General features: G+C 34.2%; 17 protein-coding genes. 2 read left to right on the plus strand and 15 right to left on the minus strand.

Annotated elements, in window-relative coordinates; all coding sequences use genetic code 11:
• Window positions 1-25: 25 nt before the first annotated feature.
• The 4 genes from ABC371_RS00325 to ABC371_RS00340 all read right to left on the minus strand — a co-directional run bounded on the left by ABC371_RS00325 (window position 26) and on the right by ABC371_RS00340 (window position 3,994).
• Window positions 26-886, minus strand: a complete 861-nt coding sequence (locus ABC371_RS00325; protein ID WP_412895033.1) for a sugar phosphate isomerase/epimerase family protein — start codon at window positions 884-886, stop codon at window positions 26-28.
• Entirely contained in the window at window positions 883-1,893 is a 1,011-nt protein-coding gene (locus tag ABC371_RS00330) for a Gfo/Idh/MocA family protein (RefSeq protein WP_412895034.1), read from the minus strand. Before ABC371_RS00330 ends, ABC371_RS00325 begins: the two co-directional genes overlap by 4 nt.
• A 77-nt stretch (window positions 1,894-1,970) precedes the next feature.
• Window positions 1,971-3,131 carry a Gfo/Idh/MocA family protein gene (locus ABC371_RS00335; protein WP_412895035.1) on the minus strand — a complete coding sequence of 387 codons (1,161 nt, stop codon included), beginning with the start codon at window positions 3,129-3,131 and terminating at the stop codon, window positions 1,971-1,973.
• Window positions 3,132-3,136: 5 nt separating this feature from the next.
• Entirely contained in the window at window positions 3,137-3,994 is an 858-nt protein-coding gene (locus ABC371_RS00340) for an AraC family transcriptional regulator (protein ID WP_412895036.1), read from the minus strand.
• 346 nt (window positions 3,995-4,340) lie between these two features.
• Here ABC371_RS00340 and ABC371_RS00345 point away from each other — a divergent pair, with 346 nt between their 5' ends.
• Window positions 4,341-5,537 (plus strand): ROK family protein, encoded by a 1,197-nt coding sequence (locus ABC371_RS00345; protein ID WP_412895037.1) that lies wholly within the window; start codon window positions 4,341-4,343, stop codon window positions 5,535-5,537.
• Between the two features lie 32 nt (window positions 5,538-5,569).
• On the opposite strand, the gene ABC371_RS00350 is transcribed toward ABC371_RS00345, so the two are convergent.
• From ABC371_RS00350 to ABC371_RS00380, 7 genes are all read right to left on the minus strand, one after another.
• Complete coding sequence (locus ABC371_RS00350; RefSeq protein WP_412895038.1) at window positions 5,570-6,493, minus strand: AEC family transporter; 924 nt, start codon at window positions 6,491-6,493, stop codon at window positions 5,570-5,572.
• Between the two features lie 98 nt (window positions 6,494-6,591).
• Window positions 6,592-7,989 carry a glucuronate isomerase gene (uxaC, locus tag ABC371_RS00355; protein WP_412895039.1) on the minus strand — a complete coding sequence of 466 codons (1,398 nt, stop codon included), beginning with the start codon at window positions 7,987-7,989 and terminating at the stop codon, window positions 6,592-6,594.
• 159 nt (window positions 7,990-8,148) lie between these two features.
• On the minus strand, window positions 8,149-9,777 hold the full coding sequence (locus tag ABC371_RS00360; protein ID WP_412895040.1) for a response regulator transcription factor: 1,629 nt from the start codon (window positions 9,775-9,777) through the stop codon (window positions 8,149-8,151).
• Between the two features lie 5 nt (window positions 9,778-9,782).
• Window positions 9,783-11,579, minus strand: coding sequence for a sensor histidine kinase (locus tag ABC371_RS00365; protein WP_412895041.1), 1,797 nt, complete (start codon window positions 11,577-11,579; stop codon window positions 9,783-9,785).
• A gap of 75 nt (window positions 11,580-11,654) precedes the next feature.
• A complete protein-coding gene (locus tag ABC371_RS00370) occupies window positions 11,655-12,989 on the minus strand; it encodes an ABC transporter substrate-binding protein (RefSeq protein WP_412895042.1) in 1,335 nt (444 codons plus the stop codon).
• A gap of 65 nt (window positions 12,990-13,054) precedes the next feature.
• Window positions 13,055-13,888, minus strand: a complete 834-nt coding sequence (locus tag ABC371_RS00375) for a carbohydrate ABC transporter permease (RefSeq protein ID WP_412895043.1) — start codon at window positions 13,886-13,888, stop codon at window positions 13,055-13,057.
• A 19-nt stretch (window positions 13,889-13,907) separates the two neighbouring features.
• On the minus strand, window positions 13,908-14,873 hold the full coding sequence (locus ABC371_RS00380; RefSeq protein ID WP_412895044.1) for a carbohydrate ABC transporter permease: 966 nt from the start codon (window positions 14,871-14,873) through the stop codon (window positions 13,908-13,910).
• A 277-nt stretch (window positions 14,874-15,150) separates the two neighbouring features.
• On the opposite strand from ABC371_RS00380, the gene ABC371_RS00385 reads away from it, so the two are divergent.
• Window positions 15,151-15,792, plus strand: a complete 642-nt coding sequence (locus ABC371_RS00385) for a YesL family protein (RefSeq protein ID WP_412895045.1) — start codon at window positions 15,151-15,153, stop codon at window positions 15,790-15,792.
• Between the two features lie 349 nt (window positions 15,793-16,141).
• Here ABC371_RS00385 and ABC371_RS00390 read toward each other — a convergent pair whose 3' ends face one another.
• The 4 genes from ABC371_RS00390 to ABC371_RS00405 form a co-directional block, all read right to left on the minus strand.
• Complete coding sequence (locus ABC371_RS00390; RefSeq protein WP_412895046.1) at window positions 16,142-16,429, minus strand: putative quinol monooxygenase; 288 nt, start codon at window positions 16,427-16,429, stop codon at window positions 16,142-16,144.
• A 110-nt stretch (window positions 16,430-16,539) separates the two neighbouring features.
• On the minus strand, window positions 16,540-17,913 hold the full coding sequence (locus ABC371_RS00395; RefSeq protein ID WP_412895047.1) for a methyl-accepting chemotaxis protein: 1,374 nt from the start codon (window positions 17,911-17,913) through the stop codon (window positions 16,540-16,542).
• Window positions 17,914-18,131: 218 nt separating this feature from the next.
• Window positions 18,132-19,316, minus strand: a complete 1,185-nt coding sequence (locus tag ABC371_RS00400; protein WP_412895048.1) for a DEAD/DEAH box helicase — start codon at window positions 19,314-19,316, stop codon at window positions 18,132-18,134.
• 507 nt (window positions 19,317-19,823) lie between these two features.
• Complete coding sequence (locus ABC371_RS00405) at window positions 19,824-20,549, minus strand: polymer-forming cytoskeletal protein (protein ID WP_412895049.1); 726 nt, start codon at window positions 20,547-20,549, stop codon at window positions 19,824-19,826.
• Window positions 20,550-20,552 lie beyond the last annotated feature (3 nt).

Below are 20,552 nucleotides of genomic sequence, written 5' to 3' on the forward strand. Positions count from 1 at the left end.
CTACGTGCGCCTTGCGCTTTTCCTATTAGAACCAGTCTGCATAACCAATTTTTCTTAAGTGCTGAGCAGATACCTCAAGACATTCAAATGGATCACGCCCATATGTGTCATCCTGTTCAATTAGGAAGTATTGTACTCCACTATCCTTACCTGCTTCAATCATCGATGCAATATCCATGTTGCCTTCACCCAGCTCTGCAAATTGAATGATGTTAGAGAATTTGTTCATGAATCCTGCCATATCTTTCATGTCATCTGGATTAAATTCGAACTTAGTGATTCGATAGTCTTTTAAGTGAAGTAATGAAATACGGTCTTTATATTCTTGGATAATTTTCACAGGATTTTCACCAGCACGTTGAATCCAGTGTACGTCTAATTCAAATCCTAATTTTGTTGTGTTTTGTTTAATAAGGTCTAGTAAATACACACCATCGTATTTTTCAAATTCCACATGGTGAGTATGATAGTATAATTCAATTCCATGCTCTGCTAATCGATGTGCCATTTCCTCGGCTCTTTCGATAAAGCCCATGATTTTATCTTTATCTCCCATAACTGTAAAAGGAAGCATTCCAATACGAACAAAATTACAATCTAGAGTCTTACAGTCACTTACAATTTTGTCAAAGTGTGTAGACAAGGCTTCACCTGGTGCATTTTCAAACATTGGTTCTAATGCTGCAGATAGAGCTGCAATTTTGATATTAAAATCTGAACTTGCTCTTTTTAAGTCTGCTACATTTTCTTCTGTCATTGGAATTTGAGAAACCTCAACTGCACCAAATCCAAGCTCATGAATCTTTCTCATTGTTTCATAAACACCAAGTTCTTCTACCTTTTTCTTAAGCATCATCATTTGAACGCCAATTCTGCCTTTTGTCATTTGTATACCTCCATTTTAATTGGAATTTTAACCTCAGAAGATCTTCTGATTGCACTAATCATTTCCATTGATTTTTGAGCATCTTGAACATGAATATAATCTTCTGTATTGTTAATAATCGCATCATAAAATTGATTGATTAATGTATCATGGCTAGCTCCATAGTAAAACTTACTTCCTGGAAGCTTCGAATCCTCTATCAATCTTTTTTTAACGCCTTCGCTATCAGTAATAGAAAGAACACTATCTTTAATGGTTAATTTGCCTTTTTCAAGGATGACTTGAAATTCTACAGACGAATTAGTTGCATACGTAGTCGTTGCAAAAAATAATCCAGTTGCACCATTTTTAAATTTAATATTTGCAACAGCTGTATCTTCCACTTCATATCCATAATCAACCAATTGGTCAATAGACCCACGGATTGTTTCAATTTCTCCACCGATTATTTGCATCAAATCCAATGTATGGATCGACTGATTAATCATAACTCCGCCGCCAGCAAGTTTCATTTTGCCACGCCAAGGCTTTACATCGTAGTAGGATTTTGGACGGAACCATGTAACAAGACCTTTAATACCTGTTACCTGGCCTAACTCCCCACTATCTACTATTTCTTTTAGCTTAATAAATGTTTCATTTAGGCGATTTTGCAGACTTACACAAATTTTTACGTCTGGGTGTTGTTCTGCCAAATCAACTACGAACATTCCTTCCTCCGCACTTCTTGCTAATGGTTTTTCCAAAAAGACATTTACACCCTTTTCCACAACTGCCTTTGTTGCGGAGTAGTGAACATAGTGTGGTAAACAAATATGAACACAGTCTAATTCTTCTTTATTAAGCATCTCTTCTAGATCTGTATAAAAATTTACATTTTCAACAGTATTGCGAAGCTCTTCATTTATATCACAAACGGCAACCAATTCCGCTTTAGAACTGTTCTGAATAGCAGGTATATGAATTTTTGATATATCTCCTAAGCCGACTACTGCTACTTTAAGCATAAAATCCTTCCTCCTCTAAGAGTGAAGATGAATGACTAGAAACCAGCGAATTGCCAATTTCTAGTTTGGTTCGTTACTTACTTTTTTATAGGATTCTTTTTTTCTTCTTCAATACGTTTATTTAACTCTGCTAAATAAACCTCTTCATCAACTGGAATTTCTACTTCTTTTCCAAGGAAGCTTGAAAGGTGAATCGCATTTGCTAATTGAACACCATTAATTCCATCGCTTCCTGGAGCAATTAGTGGAGTTCCGTCTAAGATATTAGCTGCAAAGTTTTCTAATACTGAAGAGTGTTGAGCGCCCCAAACGCTTTCAAACTCTATTACTTCTTCAGTGAAGATTTTGTCATCAGATTGTCCCATGAAAATTTTCATGACATCTTGCATGCTCATGCTGTTGCTCATTTCATTTTCTGGTCTTGTTAAACGTTTAATCGTTACCTTCTTACTATCATCAACAACGATTTTCCCTTTATCGCCTAGGATTTCAAAGCGGTCTGTACCTACAACATCATGTGTACATGTTACAAATACACCAGTTGCTCCGTTACCGTAATCAAGTAATGCAGTTACTTCGTCTTCAACGGCAATATTTCTTTGGTACCCATACTTAACATTTGAATAAACCTTTTTCGGCATTCCACAAATCCATTGAAGTAGGTCTAATTGGTGTGGAGCTTGGTTTACAAGAACACCGCCGCCTTCACCTTCCCAAGTTGCTCTCCACGCACTTTGGTCATAATAGCCTTGTGGTCTCCACCAAGTTGTAATAATCCAGTTCGTACGGCGAATTTCACCGATTTCACCATTATCGATAATTTCTTTTACCTTTTTGTAAAGTTCATTCGTTCTTTGATTGAACATGATTGCAAATGTTAATTCTGGTTTTGAAGCTGCAAATTCATTCATTTCTTTTACTTGTTTTGTATAAACACCAGCCGGCTTTTCTGCTAATGCATGAATATCCCTTTTTAGTGCTTCAATTGTCATTTCAGGATGTAGGTAATGTGGAACTGTTGTTACAATTGCATCAACATCTCCACTTTCCATCATCTCGATATAATCTTCATAAAATGGTACATTTGGAAACTTATCTTTAGCCTCTGTTTTTTTGGCTGGATCGATGTCACAAATCGCTCCAATTTCCATGTTTGGAACTTTTCCTTCAGCTATGAAACCTGCATATGCTCCACCTTGTGCACCTAAGCCAATAATACCTAATCTTACTTTTTTCATTCTTTTTACTTCCCTTCTTCATTTATTTGTAATTTACGATAATCCTTTGGGGTCATTCCAACTTTACTCTTAAAATAACGACTAAAATGCGAGGCGCTTTCAAAACCGCAATCAAGTGAAACATCCTTCAAAGGTTTATCCGGCTCCAAAGCTAACATGTATTTTGCCTGTGTTAGTCTTGTTGCCATTAAATATTCCATTACTGTAAACCCAGTTATTTCTTTAAACAAATGTGACAGATAGGACTTACTTAAATTAAGTGATTTTGCGATCGAATCAATCGTTAACTTTTCCATATAATGTTCCTGAATGTAGGTAACAATACTTTCAACATAATCTGTTTTATCGTCCTTTGTTTCAGGTTTTTTATATGAATTAGCGTTTCCCATCTTATCAAGAAGGATTAAGATCTGGATAAGAAGGACTTTCATTTCGATTTCCGCAACAGAAAGCTGATTTTTGTCAGACGTCCTATACAATTCGTCTACTCGACAAATTAATTCCTCCAATTTCTTCGATTGTTGGTTTTCATTTGTCCTGATTAAACAATGCTGTATTTTCCGGAATACATCCAGTAAATATTCTGCATTCAACTCCCTTAAAACGTTTTCAATCCATTGTGCAGAAAAGTGAACTGTACTACGAATGTACTCCGCTTCTGGAGAAACAATCGGTTTGTGTAGTGTTTTTCCATCCATCAAGAGAATATCCCCAGGTTCCAAATCATAGATTTGATTTTTAATCAAATAACGGCAGGAACCACTATGAAAAAAATAAATTTCATATTCTTGATGAGAATGATAGTCTAGTATGAATTCTTGCCTGCCGGTTAATCGGTAAATTGGCAATATAGGCTGTCTCAACTCTACCATCCTTTCAATTCTTGATGATAACATTATCATAACATAAGAAAAATGAAATTATTTGACTGAAAGCACTTACTTTTAGTAAAAAATTGACTGATACTGCTTTTAATTTGACACTTTAATGAAATTCTACGATTAGGTTATGTGAATTTTTTTCAATAGTTCTTTATACACATCCACCTGTCGAGCCAAAAAAGAAATTTTTCACTCCACTAAGAAAAAACTTTTTTATCTGTTATAATTAGATTATCTACTAAACCAAATAATTAAATGTAAACCCTTTCAATTGTTTGACAGATTTTTTTGCGATTTATTAATTGCAAATGACAAAGGAGTAAGTAAAATGGTAACAGGTGATAGTTCTTATATTAAAAAGATAAATAGAAGTTTAATATTACAAAAAATAATTGAAAATGATTTTATATCTAGGGCAGATTTATCAAAAATTACAGGGTTAAATAAAGCAACCATTTCTGTCCAAGTCGCTGATTTATTACAAGAAGAATTAGTTTATGAAAAACAATTAGAACATCATTCAGTTGGAAGAAGACCAATCATGCTCTCCATCAATGAAGATGCGGGTTATGTGTTGGGGATTGATGTAGATTATAAATCTATTATTTACACGATTTCAAATTTAAAAGGGAAACCAGTTTTTGAAAATGAAGAAAAAGTAGATACTGATGATTATGATTCAATCATCAAGACACTTATTGGAAAAATCAAAGAGTATCAGCTTCATTTTTCAGACAGTCCATACGGTGTAGTAAATGCGATAATTGGAATCCATGGGACAGTTAATAAACAAATTGGTAGTATACGCTTTAATCCAAGATATAAATGGGTCCAAAAAAATATAAAGGAAGATTTGCAAAAGGAATTAAGCATTCCTATTTTTGTTGAAAACAATGCGAATTTATCTGCCTATGCTGAAAAGGTTTATAAACATCACCACAGCAATAACCTGCTTACTCTCATTTTAACCTCCGGTATTGGATCGGGCATGATTATAGATGGGGAATTACAGAAAGGTTTTCACGGATACGCTGGGGAAATGGGGCATATGATCATATTTCCAAATGGCGATGCATGCAGATGCGGAAACCATGGTTGCTGGGAACTGTATGCGTCTGAGACAAAATTTTTAAGAAATTTGGAAACTGAAATTAACCAAACAAACTTATCTATTGCTGACATTCAGAATTTCTTAAAAACTGATCATATCATTGTAAAAAGTTTTATAGATAGATATCTTCAATATGTCTCCATTGGTCTTAACAATATCATTAATTTATACAATCCTGAAACGATTGTCATTAATAGCCGGCTATTAAAAATTTATCCTGGATCTGTTGAGAAATTAAAAGGAAACCTCATTTCTTCTGTCAGCGAATATGGAGAAATCGTTCTCTCTGACCTTGGTAATTATTCGTGTGTGCTCGGTGCTTGTGCATTAGGAATTCAACATTTTTTGGACGTTCATAACATTCAATTATACCTACCCGAAACACAATTACTTAAAGAAGAAAGCCCTGTCTGAAATTTTTGACAGGGTCTTTTTAATGTGTTTATTTAGAATAAAATCCTTGCCAAATAAATCATAATTGAGACAGTTATCGAACTAAATATGGTTGAAAATAGAACTATTTGTGCCGCAAAACCTGGATAATTATTATATTCCTCCGCAATAATCGCACTATTAACAGAAGTAGGCATACTTGAAGCAATAAATAGGGCTTGAGCCAATATCCCTTCGATATTGAACAGAAAAATCATGCCCAGCGCAATCGCCGGTCCAGCTAATAGGCGGAAGAAAAGACTCCAGTATACCTTTGTTAAACCCGCTTTAAAATTTATTTCGGCAACTTGTGCACCCAATGTAAATAAGGCAATTCCTATCATCGCATCAGCAATATAATTTACTGGAACCCATACAAAAGATGGAATGGGAACACTTAAGTAATTTAATAGAATACCAGTTAACATAGCATATAACACTGGCATTTTCATGTATCCTAGCATTGCTTTTAGCTTTCCAATCTTAATGGATTGGAGAGAAAAGACACCATATGAAAAGATTAAAATGTTTTGTAAGGTTAAAACGATAACCTGAATGGACATTGCAAATGGGTCTCCCTTGAAAACAAGATCATTCACAGGGACACCGTAATTACCTGAATTAAAAAAGATTGCACTATTCGAAAACGTAATCTTTTCTCCTTTTTGAAGACCAAGCAGTTTAGCTGCAAGTATTGAAATCACATAAAGTATGAGAATAATAATGATGAAAAATAATAAAACAAAACCAAATAATTGAAACGATAATTCTGTACTATATAATTTGACAAAAATAAATGCCGGTACCAAAAAGAACATATTAATTTTTGCTAACGTCGGTACATTCATATGGAACTTTTTTTGGAGGGTATATCCCATCGCAATAATGATAAATATCGGTAAAATAATTTCTCTAACTATGTTAAAAAAATTAATCATCACTCCCACTCCCTTCCACTCAAAAAGAAAATGGCAGTCTTTGAAAAGTTCTCAAAAACCGCCATCCGCTCTTATGACTTCATTATCGGGTCGTTTGATTAAATAGAGAAATAGCGTTTTGCATTCTCATAGCAAATTCCGCGTACATATTTTTCTAAAAGAGCCATATCTTTTGGCGCCTTTCCTTTCTCTACCCAAGTTCCTAATAAATTACATAAAATTCTTCTGAAATATTCATGTCTTGTAAATGAAAGAAAGCTTCTGGAATCAGTTAGCATTCCGATAAAATTACTGATAAGTCCCATATTAGCCAATGTTCTCATTTGATCTTCCATACCATCAATTGTATCGTTGAACCACCATGCTGTACCAAACTGAACTTTTCCTAGTACTTCCGAGCTTTGGAAGTTTCCAGCCATAGCTGCTAACACATTATTATCATTTGCATTTAGGCTATATAAAACTGTCTTTGGAAGTTTGTTTTGTACATCTAGTGCATCTAAAAGTCTAGATAATTTATCGGCAACCTTGATATCCCCGATTGAATCAAAACCAGCGTCAGGTCCTAAAAGCTTAAACATACGGGTATTATTATTTCTAGTTGCACCAATGTGAAGCTGCATAACCCAGCCTTTCTCAGCATAGAGTTCACCTAAAGTTACAAGTGTATATGTTTTAAATTGATCAACCTCTTTCTGAGAAAGCTGCTCACCTTTTACTTTCTTAGCAAAAATAGCTGAAACTTCTTCCTTAGTCGCTTCTTCATAGAAAAGAACACTTAAGCCATGGTCAGAGCTTTTACAACCTTGCTCATCAAAGAAGTCAACACGTTCTGCAAGTGCACGTAGGAAAGCTTCATAATTTTCAATTGTTTGGTTTGTTACTTGTCCCAGCTTTTCAACCCATTGTACGAAATCATCTTTTTCAATTGTTAACCCTTTATCAGGTCGGAATGATGGAGATACTTGTACTTTATAGCCTTCATCTTTAAGTTTAATATGGCTTGCTAAGTCATCAGTTGGATCATCGGTCGTTCCAACAAATTCAACGTTGAATTTTTCAAAAATAGAGCGTACTGATAATTCAGGTGAAGCTAATTTTTTGTTCGCTTCTTCCCAAATAGCTGGTGCAGTTGTTTCGTCTAATAAATCATCAATACCAAAGTAGCGTAAAAGCTCCAAATGAGTCCAATGATAAAGTGGATTTCCAAGCGTATTTGGAACAGTTTTAGCCCATGCCATATATTTTTCATAATCTGGTTTGTTCCCTGTTATGAAGTCTTCACTAATACCATTAGCTCTCATTAATCTCCATTTATAGTGATCGCCGCCAAGCCAAATTTCAGATAGGTTGCTGAAGTTTTTGTTTTCCAGAATTTCAACTTGATTCAAATGGTTATGGTAGTCGATAATCGGCAAATTTTTTGCCACATTATGATACAACTCTTTCGCAGTTTCATTTTCTAAAAGAAAATCATCGTTAATAAATGTTTTCATTTCTTTCATCCTTTCGAGTTAACGTATACGATCTAGTATTTAAATAAACATACAAAAAGATTCTAACTTAATTAGTTAGGATAGTAAACAAACTATTCAACTATACTAATCATACGAGAAAACGCTTTTATTTTCAATAGAGAGATATTGGATTTAGTACTAGTTTATCTTTTCTTTTGTTTTATACTTATATTCCCCTGGGGTCATTCCGTAATACTTTTTAAATGTTTTAGAAAAATAACTCTTATTTTCGAAACCTAACTCAAATGCAATCTGTTCAATTGATTTTGTTGAATGTTCTAGTAATTCGATCGCTTTTGTCATTTTTGTTTTCGTCACATATTCAACAAATCCTTCTCCTGTTTCTTTCTTGTACATCCTACTAAAATAACTAGAATTCAAATGTAAATGGGCAGCTACTTCATTCAAAGAAATCTTTTCTCCTATATGGGTCTGTACATATTTTTGTGCTTTTAGTATATCTTCATTTCTAGTTGTTAGATTGGTTGATCTTATTTGTTCGAGAAACTTATCACATATATCGACTAGTACATTTTCTAAATGTTCAAATGTCTCAACATACTGAATTACTTGGTCCGCTATTGTTATGACAACAGATTGCCGTTCAAAATGTTTTAAGGCGTTTAAAGATAATTTAATATCAATTATTAATTTAATTGCCCAATCTTTTATCGAATCCGGGGAATATTTCTTTTCTCTTATTTGTTTTAATTGTTGGGAGATGCATTCTACTATCTCATCTTTTTTATCCTTTAATATCAACTCTTTTATTGTCTGCGAAATCTCTACATAATCTTGAAATATAGAGTCACGTGTGTATGAGATTGGATAATAGTATTGAATACTGTTATATCTGTAATAAAATCGTTGCTCCTTATTTTCAAGTAGAATTCTCATGTTTTCTATTAATGTCTGTTCCTTCACATTTAGTTCGCCAATTACAGAAGTAATGCTAATCTTGAAGCAAGCCTGAATTGTATCATGTAATTCCTTTAAAATACTTTCTAGCAGATGTTTCGTTCTTTCATTTGTGTTGTACTTCTTAGGAAAAAGAATAAAAAATTTACCTTGTATAAAGAATATCTGTACGACTTGCTGAACCTTTGAGCTAAGTACATCTTCTACCAAATTGTTAATACCAAATTGAAGTAAATTTTCATTCTCATAATGATTGATTGCTTCTTGATATTGATCTATAAAGCATAATATTGGGGTGGAATACTTGCATGAAAAGTCAAATCCTAAAAGTTCCTCTTGATCTTTCCACCAACCATCCTTTTTTAAATTCTGTTCTTTCATAAGCTTTTCTATAAACTTTGATTTTAATGTCATATTATTTCTTTCTAAAAACTGGGTGACTTTTAAGTGCTGATTTCTTGTGAATTGTTCTTGGTCCAACTTCTCCTTTAATCTTCCAAGTAAATCAATGATATTCGTCTCTTCCATTGTTTCTTTTAAAATATAATCAAAGACTTCTAATTTTAGCGCTTGTTGTGCATAGCGAAATTCATCTTGGCATGAAAGGATTATATGATATGATTTAGCTCTTGATTTTTTCAGTTGTTCGATTAATTCTATTCCATTTAATTTAGGCATTCCAATATCAGTAATTAATACATCATACGTGTTTTCCAGCAGATATTCTAAAGCAGAATTACTCTCTTGGAAGGATGCAACTACTTTAAATCCATGATCTTCCCAAGGGATGAATCTCTTCAAAAACTCAATAACGATCACATCATCATCTACCAAGACTACTTCATACATTCTACTCACTCCTTACGCAATGGAATTTCAAAGGTTACAGTTGTTCCTTTTCCTTCTATACTATCAATATTCATATGAAAATCTTTTCCATATATCAACTTCATCCTTTGATAAACATTTTGCAACCCTATTCCATTAAATGATTGATTATTTTTATCACTTTGAATATTGGTTGATTGATAGACTTTCTCTTGTAATCGTTTTAATGTGTAATCATTCATACCTTTCCCATTATCTATAATGGTTAATTTTAAGTAATTATTCACTTGCTCATTAGAAATAATTTGGATGATTTCTTTGCTATTATTATTACCATGTATGATAGCGTTTTCGATAACGGGTTGCAAGAAGAATCTTGGCACATTAATATTAGAAGCCGCCTCTATAATATGAATCTGTAATTCTACTTCATGTTGATGACGAAAATTCATCAATTCAACATAATGTTTTACAGTCAATAACTCTTCTTCTAAAGGAATAAAAGCATTGTTACGATTAATTGTCATTCTTAGAAGTGCTGATAACGAATAGATAAGTGAAGCGCTGCTATTATTGCCTTCCATTTTTATTTTTAAGCGAATTGCATTCAGGACATTAAATAAAAAATGAGGATTAATTTGAGCCTGGAGCATTTCTAATTCCGCGCTGCGCTTCGCTTCTTCCTTCATTTTAATTTTCTCAATCATTTCCTCAATCGTATCTAACATATGATTAAATGATTGGCTTACCTGTGCAACGTCATTATTTCCTGTTATTTGTATCCTTGCCGATAAGTCACCTTGTTTGATTGCTTTTGTAACATCATTTAGCCTTATAATAGGTTTCGTGAATTCACGTACAAGCATAATTAAACCAATTAAAAACAGGGCTAAGAACCCGCCTTGAATTAAAATAGTTGTTTTAGTTACCGTATTTATTGAACCAATTGTGTCTTTATACGGTACAAGACTAACCAATCTCCAGTTCGAATACGAAACCGGATATGACACCAATATATGTTTCTCTCCATCATAATCGACTATGTGGTAAGCAGAATCCATTACATCATACGGTAATTTTGATCCAATTTCATTTGTATTTAAACTGGAATAGACTTCACCTTCCGTGTTAGTCAAGTAAAATTTTGCTCGATTATCACTTTGATATTTGCTTAAAAGCCGCTTTATCTCATCCTCTTTTAAACTAATAATTAAATAGATATCCGAGGAATTTGCCTTTTGAATCCTTCTACCAATAGTAATCAGGTTAGGGTAGGAATCTTTCTCAGATTGAATGTAGGTGGGATGTGCTCCTAGCCAAAAGGTTTGATAAAAATTTAAGTTATCCAATTTTTTGAACCATGGTTTTTCTTTAAAGTGTAAAGGATTAAAATTTACCAGTGAGTAGTTGGTGTAAAAAAGGTCATTTTCAAATAAGATTGTAATATACAGAGGCATCAGTAAATCCGTAATACTGGACAATTCATTCGATATATGAATATAGTTAAGAGCAATTTTTTCTTTTACAGTTGGAGAATCTGCTTCAATTAACTCGTGTGATTTTAGTAACTGACTCATACTGGAATCAAATTGTATATAGTTAGAGGTATACATAATATCATCAAAAATGTTCTTAATACCTAACTCAATCATCCTTAAATCATCTTCTGATTGTTTCGCTGCACGTTGTTCGAGTACATCCTTCGTAAAATAGTTTGAAACGATATAAGTACTAACCCATGGAAATAGAATACATAGAATAACTGAAATAATTAATCTGGCTCTTAGTGACATTTGACTTAGCTTTTTCCATAAAACCTTCACTGTTGATCACCGCTTCAAAAAAAATAATAGAGAGAAAACAAGTGTTTTCTCTCTATTATAGCATGAATATTCTAATTATTGATTCGCATCTATGATAGCTTGCACTCTTTTTTCAATATTTTTCATCGTTTTATCAAGGTCCTGCTCACCAAGAAGATATAATTCAACCTCTGCACCAAATTCGGTATTTAATTCCAAAATATATGGAGGTGGCGCAATTGGTTTAGTTGGTTTAACAGAAACAAGTGAATGTTTCAATGATTCCATATGAACTGCATCTGGTTTTGGTGTTCCACTTACCATTGTTTCTAACACCTTGTCTACATCTGCATCCTTCCATGAAGGTGCAAAAATCCCTTGTTCTACGATACCTTCTGTTGTCAACCAACGCATAAAGTCATATGCCTCTTGCTTATGTTTCGAGCTCTTTGCGATGGAAATCAAATCTCCACCCATCGGCGCAGTAGCTTCTTCACTATCACTATTTTTTGGCCATGGCGCCCAAGCGATTTCAAATTCAGGTGTAAATTGACCCCATTCTGTCACCATATAACTATAAATAGGAATCATTGAAGCTGATTGACTAAAGAATTGCTGACGATAGTCCATTTTTTGCGATAAAATTTCTGTAAATGGAACTGATGATTTATCAACATTTTCTAATTGATTTCGAAGTTCTAGTGAAGCTTTTAACATAGGGTCATTTGCATTAGATGTACCATCCTCATTTACCATCATATTATTTTCCTCTTTGCTCACAAGCTTTAAAACGGAAAATAACTCATGCCATGTGTGTAAGTACGACCCAAAATGTTTGTTTGTTGTTAGCTTTTTAGCGTATTCCGCATACTCATCCCAGGTCCATTCAGTTGGAATCTCTAAGCCAGCTTCATCAAGATGTGCTTTATTAAGCATCACAAGCCCTGTAATATTTTTCATTGGCAAGCCATAGTAGTCACCATTAATAAGTGGATATGCATTATTGTAAACTTCATTAATGTCAATGCCTTCTGCTTTAGTAAATTCTGTAATAGGATCAACCAATCCTGCATCAACTCGTTTAGCTAAGTCATTGACATTGGAGAACATAATTACATCCATTTCTTCACCCGCAGATGCCATTAAATCTAATTGCTTAAAATAATCTCGAGAGTTCATGTTTTCAACAAGTGGAATAGATTCCACTTTTATCCCAGGATTTTTTTCCTCATATTTTGCTATAACTCTTTCCCATTGTCCAACATCCTCATTAATCCAATGGACAAATTTTAACGTAACTTCTTCATTAGATGACTCTGAACCAGACTTAGAATCTTTTTCATCTGTCGAAGCGTTATCTTTTCCAGAACAAGCTACCAACATAAACATTGCCAAAAGTCCAACTAGTAACGATAACCCCCATCTTTTCATTTTAAAGCCTCCCTTTTTTTGTTTGTATATAAACCCTCCCTGTATAGAGAGGGTAAATACCCTTATTACCCCTTAACTCCACCAAGTTGTATCCCTTCGATAACGTTTTTCTGTCCGATAATGAAGATAATGAGTAATGGTAAAATCGCGGACACCGATGCTGCCATCATTAACGAATAAACGCTCCCATGCTGATCTGAAAAGCTTTGTACACCTAGTTGAATCGTAAATAATTCTTTCGATCTTAGAAAAATTAATGGATATTGGAAGTCGTTCCAGGTCCAAATAAATCGTAAAATCGCATATGTTGCAATCGCTGGTCTAACTAATGGTAAAGCAATCGATGCAAAAATTCTAAAATGACCCGCTCCATCCATTCTCGCTGATTCAATAATTTCATTACTAATTCCTAGATAAAACTGTCGTAGCATAAAAGTTCCAAATACACTAAAACTATTTAATAATATGAGACCCGTATGAGTATCATAAAGCCCGACCCATCGATATAATAGAAATTGTGTAACTAACAAAGTCTGAGGCGGAATCATGAAAGTTGCCAATACGATTAAAAATATTAAATCTCTACCTTTAAAATTTATTTTTGCAAAACCATATGCCGCTAAACATGAAACCGTACATGAGATTAATGTAGTTAGTACGGTAACTTTAATAGAATTCCAATATAATAGTAAAAATGGCATGGAGCCTGTCCAGACCTCTTTATAATTTTCAACTACATTCCAGGTTTTCGGTATCCATTCAATCGGAAATGTTAATACTTCCTCTTCTATTTTAAAAGAAGCAGATATCATCCAGAAAAATGGCATTAGAAAAGCAAGTCCTATTAGAGCCATAATTACTGTCATGATTAATTTTCGTATGTTTAATTTTTTTATCATCTCTACTGCTCCTTTCTTCTTAATAATTCACCCATTTTTTCTGTCCAATAAATTGAATATAGGTAATAATCAAAATGATAACAAACATTACTAAAGAAATTGCGGAAGCGTAGCCTGTTCTTAATTCAATAAATGCTTGCTGATACAAATAAACAACTGGTGTTATTGTAGAATTTGCCGGTCCACCATTCGTTAAAACAATAATTAAATCGAACACTTTAAAGCTTGAGATAACTCCTGTAACAAATAATAAGAACGTGGTAGGTGATACTAAAGGAATCGTGATTTTTCTAAATTGAGTCCAAGCATTAGCTCCATCCATTTGTGCTGCTTCATATAATTCTTTAGGGATATTCTGCAAACCAGCTAAGTAAATGATTAAATTAAATCCAATTCCTGTCCAAATCATAATTAACATAACGGATGGTAGGGCAAAGGTAACGTCTGCTATCCAACCAGGTGGATTTTCTACTCCAATTGTTTTCAATAATTGGTTAATTGGACCTTTCGTTGGATGGAAAAGCACTTGAAATACAACTGCAACTGCTACAACGCTAGATATAAACGGCATAAAGTAGATAACTTTAAACATATCCTTCAAATACACATATTTATTAATGATAACAGCTAAACCTAAAGATAGAATTAAAGTAATCGGTATAGCTAAAATCAAGATAATATTATTGACTAACCCCTTAAGAAATAATGCATTGGTAAGTAATTTTGAAAAATTCTCTAATCCTACAAATTTAGCATTTTGATAACCTGCTACAAAATTCCAATCTGTAAAACTTAAAACAAACGAAGATAGAATTGGAAATAAGACTAATATAGAGGTACCAATAAACATTGGTGCTATAAATACATAACCGGATAAATTCTCCTTCCATCCATTAAAAGGAGAGTTCTTCCCTTTTTTAGCTCGCTTATGAACTTTGTTTTTTGTTTGTACCAGATCTGTTTCGAGTTTAATTTCGCTTTTCATGATTTTCACCTCTTCTTCTTTTGTTGGATGACTTAAGAATCGTTAATGTAGACTTAGTATAGATTTAGAAACCGCTTTCAACAATCGATTATTTTTACATTATTGGCAAAATTTTTACTAATTTTATTTTTTCTTACAAACTACGACTATTTTTATAAGTCATTTAGTCATTATTGAAGTAATATTTTTACTTTTCGGGAATTTTTTTTACCTTATTCTAAAAATAGAAAACGTTCGTTTAGGCTGCATGATATATTATTGTTAAGGAGGGAGCACTATGAAATTAGGAGCATTTTCTGGTTCAATTCTAACCTTTTGTGAGTGGGTTGCAAGGCTAGCATATCTGAATCTATTATGGATTCTTTTTACTTTATGTGGATTCGTGATTTTCGGATTCTTTCCTGCTACAATTGCGATGTTAGCTACATTAAGACAGTTTCTAATCAAGAATCACCCACCCGTATTCAAAACGTTTTGGCACTATTATAAAAAAGAGTTTTTAGGTAGTAATAAATTAGGATTAATCATTGTAGGTATCGGTTTTATATTGTTTATGAATATTAACTTTTTACAATCTGCTTCTAATGAGGGATCCTCTCTACTTTTTTATTCTAGTATGATTATGAGTTGTATGTATTTTCTAATCATTTGCTACACATTAGCTTCCTTTGTTGAATTTGAGCAACCATTAGGAACTCATTTGAAAAATGCCCTTCTTATTACAATTTATAGTCCTATACCAAGTCTACTTATTATTTTCGGATTCGTTGCAGTGTACTTTGCTGTTACTACTATATCTGGAATAGGATTCTTTTTTAGTGTTAGCCTATTAGGTCTTGTGGTTCTCTCCTCGGCAAATCTTGCATATAAGAGAATAGCAAGTAAACAAGAACAACTAAGTAGTCGAGTAGGAGGTTAATGTAAGCACACCTTTTACCAACTACTGCAGGTTAAAGAACAAAAGCGCAAGCGCCTTGATCAGCCCCGACAAGCATAAGACGAGCGCTGACAGAATGCGCTCTTTGCCTTCCGAAGCGATTGGCTTATGACCTCGAGGGGCTAGGCGCTGGAGCTGGACTTAGATACACCCAATAAAAGTTATCCTCAATAATAAATTTTATAATTTCCTAAACAAGGAAAAAAACTCCCCGAAAACACTGATATCCTGTTTTCGGGGAGTTTTTTATTTTTCATGTGTAGATATGCTCTTGATCTCAAGCTTTCATCCATTATTTTGAAATGCCGAAATTATTACTAATCATGAGGTATCAGATTAGTTCCCTATAAAGGTTAAGTTCTGTACTTTCTCTTAATTTCCTTAACTCAGGAACAATTTCTAGAACATGTTTACTATTATTGTGTCGATTTAAAGACTCTTGATCTTCCCATTCCTCAATCATAGAAATGATTGAAGGATCATTGATATCTTGATTAAGAGTATATGTTAAACATCCTTTTTCTTTTCGAGTTTCTATCACAACTGTTTTAGCCAGTGTTACATATTCCTCCACATTTACTTCTGGCTTTAGTTTGATTTTACAAACAACTTTAATCATATTATTATCTCCTTTTCAATTTGAAGAGTAAGAGGGATTTGGTTATCCTATTGGTAACTAGAACACGTTAATAAACTGTGGGAGACTAGCCCCGCATGTTATTGCACTATTTATAGTTTTGTCATTTTTAATCCCTTTAAAAATTCATTTGTGGCCTCGCCTAATTCTTTCAAAAGGTTATTGATATCATTTCTGTTTCCACTATTAACAGTTCGAATAACCTCTTTCGTGAGGTCATGTATTTTTTTATGCGGAATATACAAGGTCTGTACTGCTTCATGCGAGGGAATTGTTTTTTTTGTGTTTTCTAAATACCTTCCAACATTACAGGTTGTGTGTTCACCCACACTATTTTCGTTTAGTTTTACAAATCCACAAGAAGCATTGTATGCTTTCCATTTAAAAAGTAAATGGTCCCCCATAGTAACCTTTTTAATGTGTTCTCCTTTTAGATCTTTAAAGTAAGGAAGAGCCATTTGTTTAGTATCCTCCAACAAACTACTTACATCGTAAATCCCTTGTCCCGTTTTTATGCAAACGTCATTTAATAACTGAGTTTGAATGTTAATTTCAGAAAGTTTTTGCGTCGTTTCTTGTGTCGTATCTGCTTGCTCCTCTACATTAGCAGATATTTCCTCAAAAACCGATGAAATGCTTCCTAATGATTTCTCCAGTTGATTCATTGATAGAACAGCATGATTAATTTGTTCTTTTCCTTTAGTAAAAACTGTTACTGCACCCGTTATCGTTTGATTGGAAACTCCGATTTCTCCTCTAAGCTTTGCCACCATATCTTTTATGTAGTTCGCTGATTGTTTTGTATTATCTGCTAATTTTTTAATTTCCTCAGCTACAACAGAAAAACCACGTCCGGCCTCCCCTGATCTTGCTGCTTCAATACTAGCGTTTAATGCAAGCAGATTTGTTTGCCCCGCAACATTATTAATAATATTTACCACATTTTCTATTTCCTTTGTGACTTCTACTAAGTTATTCATTTTCTCCTGAACAGCTTGAATTCCCTCGAAAGATTGATTAATGTATTTAAATGACTCATTAATCGTATCAAGAGAATTCGTTGAAATAGAAATAGTCTCATTTGTTGTGATTAATGATGATTGTACAAAGTTAGATATTTCTTCTATTGAAGCACTCATTTCCTCGCTACTAGCGGCCACTTCATCCATGGATGATTTTTGCACGGAAATATAATCAACCATATCCTTTACATAATCCATTTGCGTAACAAATTCCATAGTTTCTACATTTCGAAGGAATTGCTCTCTTATCTGTGAGTTTTTTAGCTCAAGTAGTTTATTTATCCATAATTCTATTTCACTATCTCCTGATAAATATGGAATCTCTTTTGATAAACCATCATAGTTTTCATTTTGTTTATAAACCCTTTGCAATTCTCCCACTAAATAATCTGTTAACGCTTTATCTTTATTGGCCTCTTCTCTTTTTCTATTTAATAGAAACATTTTGACTTCCCCCTTGAATCAAATTCTTCTAGTATATCTAGTATATATTTCAAATAAAAATGATGCTATTGATAATTTTTAAAATTTTCTTAAATAAGTACCTATAAATAGAAAAAGGATAAACATAAATTCTGTTTATCCTTTTTCCTCTATGATTACTTGATCAAATTTGAAAGTCAGCCGAACTGCTAAAATGGGATTAAAAAGAAGCTTTCAACCTACTTTTTTGTTTTGTTTCTTGGTTTTCTAACATTTAAATCCGTGGTTTTCTTCTCTCGCACATCCACAATTTCTCCCTTGTAAAAGTCCTTTTTACTAAAAGTGATCCCAAGATCATGCTCCATTTTTTTGAGGAAACTTTCCTCACGTGAATTGACGATCGAGATGACTACACCCTTTTTCCCCATTCGCCCTGTTCGACCTGAGCGGTGAACATATTGTTCTGTTGTTTTTGGAAAATCAAAATGAATCACATAGGTGACATCCTGAATATCAAGACCCCTTGCCGCTACATCGGTCGTTAGCAATAAAGGAATTTTTCCAGCACGGAAATTTTTCATTGATTGCTGTCTTTCCTGCTTTTTCGCTTCTCCAGCAAGAACTGCAACATCAACATGGTTATAGGTTAACTTCGCTTCAATTTCTTCTACTTTATCGAGACTTTTTATAAAAGCAATTGCTTTGTCTGGTTCGGTATACATAATTTTGCGAAGTACATCGATTTTATCCCGCTGTTCACATAGGAAATAGATGTGTGATGTGTTTTCCTGGTTGAGAGTTTGCTTTACTCGAATGATTTCCGCATTGTTCATCAAGGACTTCGCAATCTTTTCGGTTTGCTCAGAGATTGTAGCTGAGAAGAAAAGGATTTGGCGATCCCTTAAGGTAGATTTAATAATGCTTTGCACATTGGATAGATGTTCATTTGAAACGAGCTGATCCGCTTCGTCGACAATGACGGTCGTAACCTCGTGCATTTTCATTTTTTTCATTTTGATAAGTTCCATGATTCGACCTGTTGTTCCAATGACGATTTGTGGACGTTCTTTCAGTTTTTCGACCTGTTTTTTAACATTTGCTCCGCCAATGAAGGACGCGCTTACGATGTTTGTGCCTTTCGTCCACTTCCGAACTTCCTCCAGGATTTGCATGACGAGCTCACGGGATGGAGCCAGGATCACAATCTGGATGCCACTCTTTGCTTCGTCGAGCTTTTGTATAGCAGGAAGTAAATACGAAAGAGTTTTCCCCGTTCCCGTCGGGGATTCGCAAATAACGTCCTTCCCTTCGAGTATGGCAGGAATCGCTTTTTCCTGTATCGATGTTGGAGCTTCAAATCCCGACTCCTGCCAGACTTCTTGTATAAAAGGTTTCATTTCTTCTAATTGAGACCATTTTGACATTTTGATGTACCTTCCTTATACGTACTTGTATGTTTAGACTATTGTATATTCTAACTATCTTTTGGCTGAAGTGCAAAAAATAGTTTATTTAAGGAGATTTATTTGCTTATTGAGGGTTGGCTGTTCGTTTTCGTATGGGGAGTGGATGACTTCCAAGTGTGATTGGTCTTGAATGCCATCAACTTCCTAATTACTGGTATACGGGGTACTCCCGAGTCTGTTGGAGTATCACCAATCTCCTAATAAATGGTATGTAGGGTACCTACAGGGCAACTAGAATACCACCAACTTCCTAATTACTGGTATACGGGGTACTCCCGAGTCTGTTGGAGTATCACCAATCTCCTAATAAATGGTATGTAGGGTACCTACAGGGCAACTAGAATACCACCAACTTCCTAATTACTGGTATGCGGGGTACTCCCAGGGGTGCTGGAAAACCATGTCACCCCTACCACAAAAATGCCCCTCACCAAGAATGAAGGGCATTAACAAAACATTGTTCTATTAGATCTGTTTAGCTTCTATTACTTTTGCAGATGGGTCTTGCGAGAAGGTACCTTTGTATTCAACAACGTCAATATGGCAGTGTGGTCCAATGACGACGTTATCTCCTCGAACCATTTTAGCATTTGTATATTCAATTTCAATTTCATCTGCCTCGATTATTTCCGTTGTCAGCGAAACTGGATAGACCGCTTTAAAAAGATTATTAAGGAAACTAAAAATTCCTTTTTTGACTGTAATGGTTCGACCACCAATTTCTTTCGCACGACATTCACCAGCAATTGAGATATCGATTACGTCCGCGTTTAATAATCCTCCGATTACAAAACCGCCTGTGCCTTTGAACTCCTCAGCCTCACAATCTTCTGCAATCGTGGCTTTACCTCGTATTTTTATTTCTTCCGCTTTTAAGCTGCCCCCGATTTTTCCGTTACCCGATATTTTCATGTTATTAATTTTGGCATCACCTTTAATGCCACCAGTACCCTCAATCGTAAATTGCTCAAATTCGATAGACCCTTCAATATTCCCACTACCGCTTATTTTTCCTTCATTTCCTTTAACATTCCCGTTAACAGTGCCAGTGCCATTTATCGTGAAGTCATTGCATTCAATGTCACCTTGCACATTCCCTTTTCCATTAATTAAAACTTTATTAAAACTACCACCACCGGAAGATCCCATTCCGTTAATGAGTAAGTTTCCTTGATTCTCAAAATCCACCATTTT

It is taken from the genome of Bacillus jepli (assembly GCF_047238305.1).
GTDB lineage: Bacteria > Bacillota > Bacilli > Bacillales > Bacillaceae_L > Ferdinandcohnia.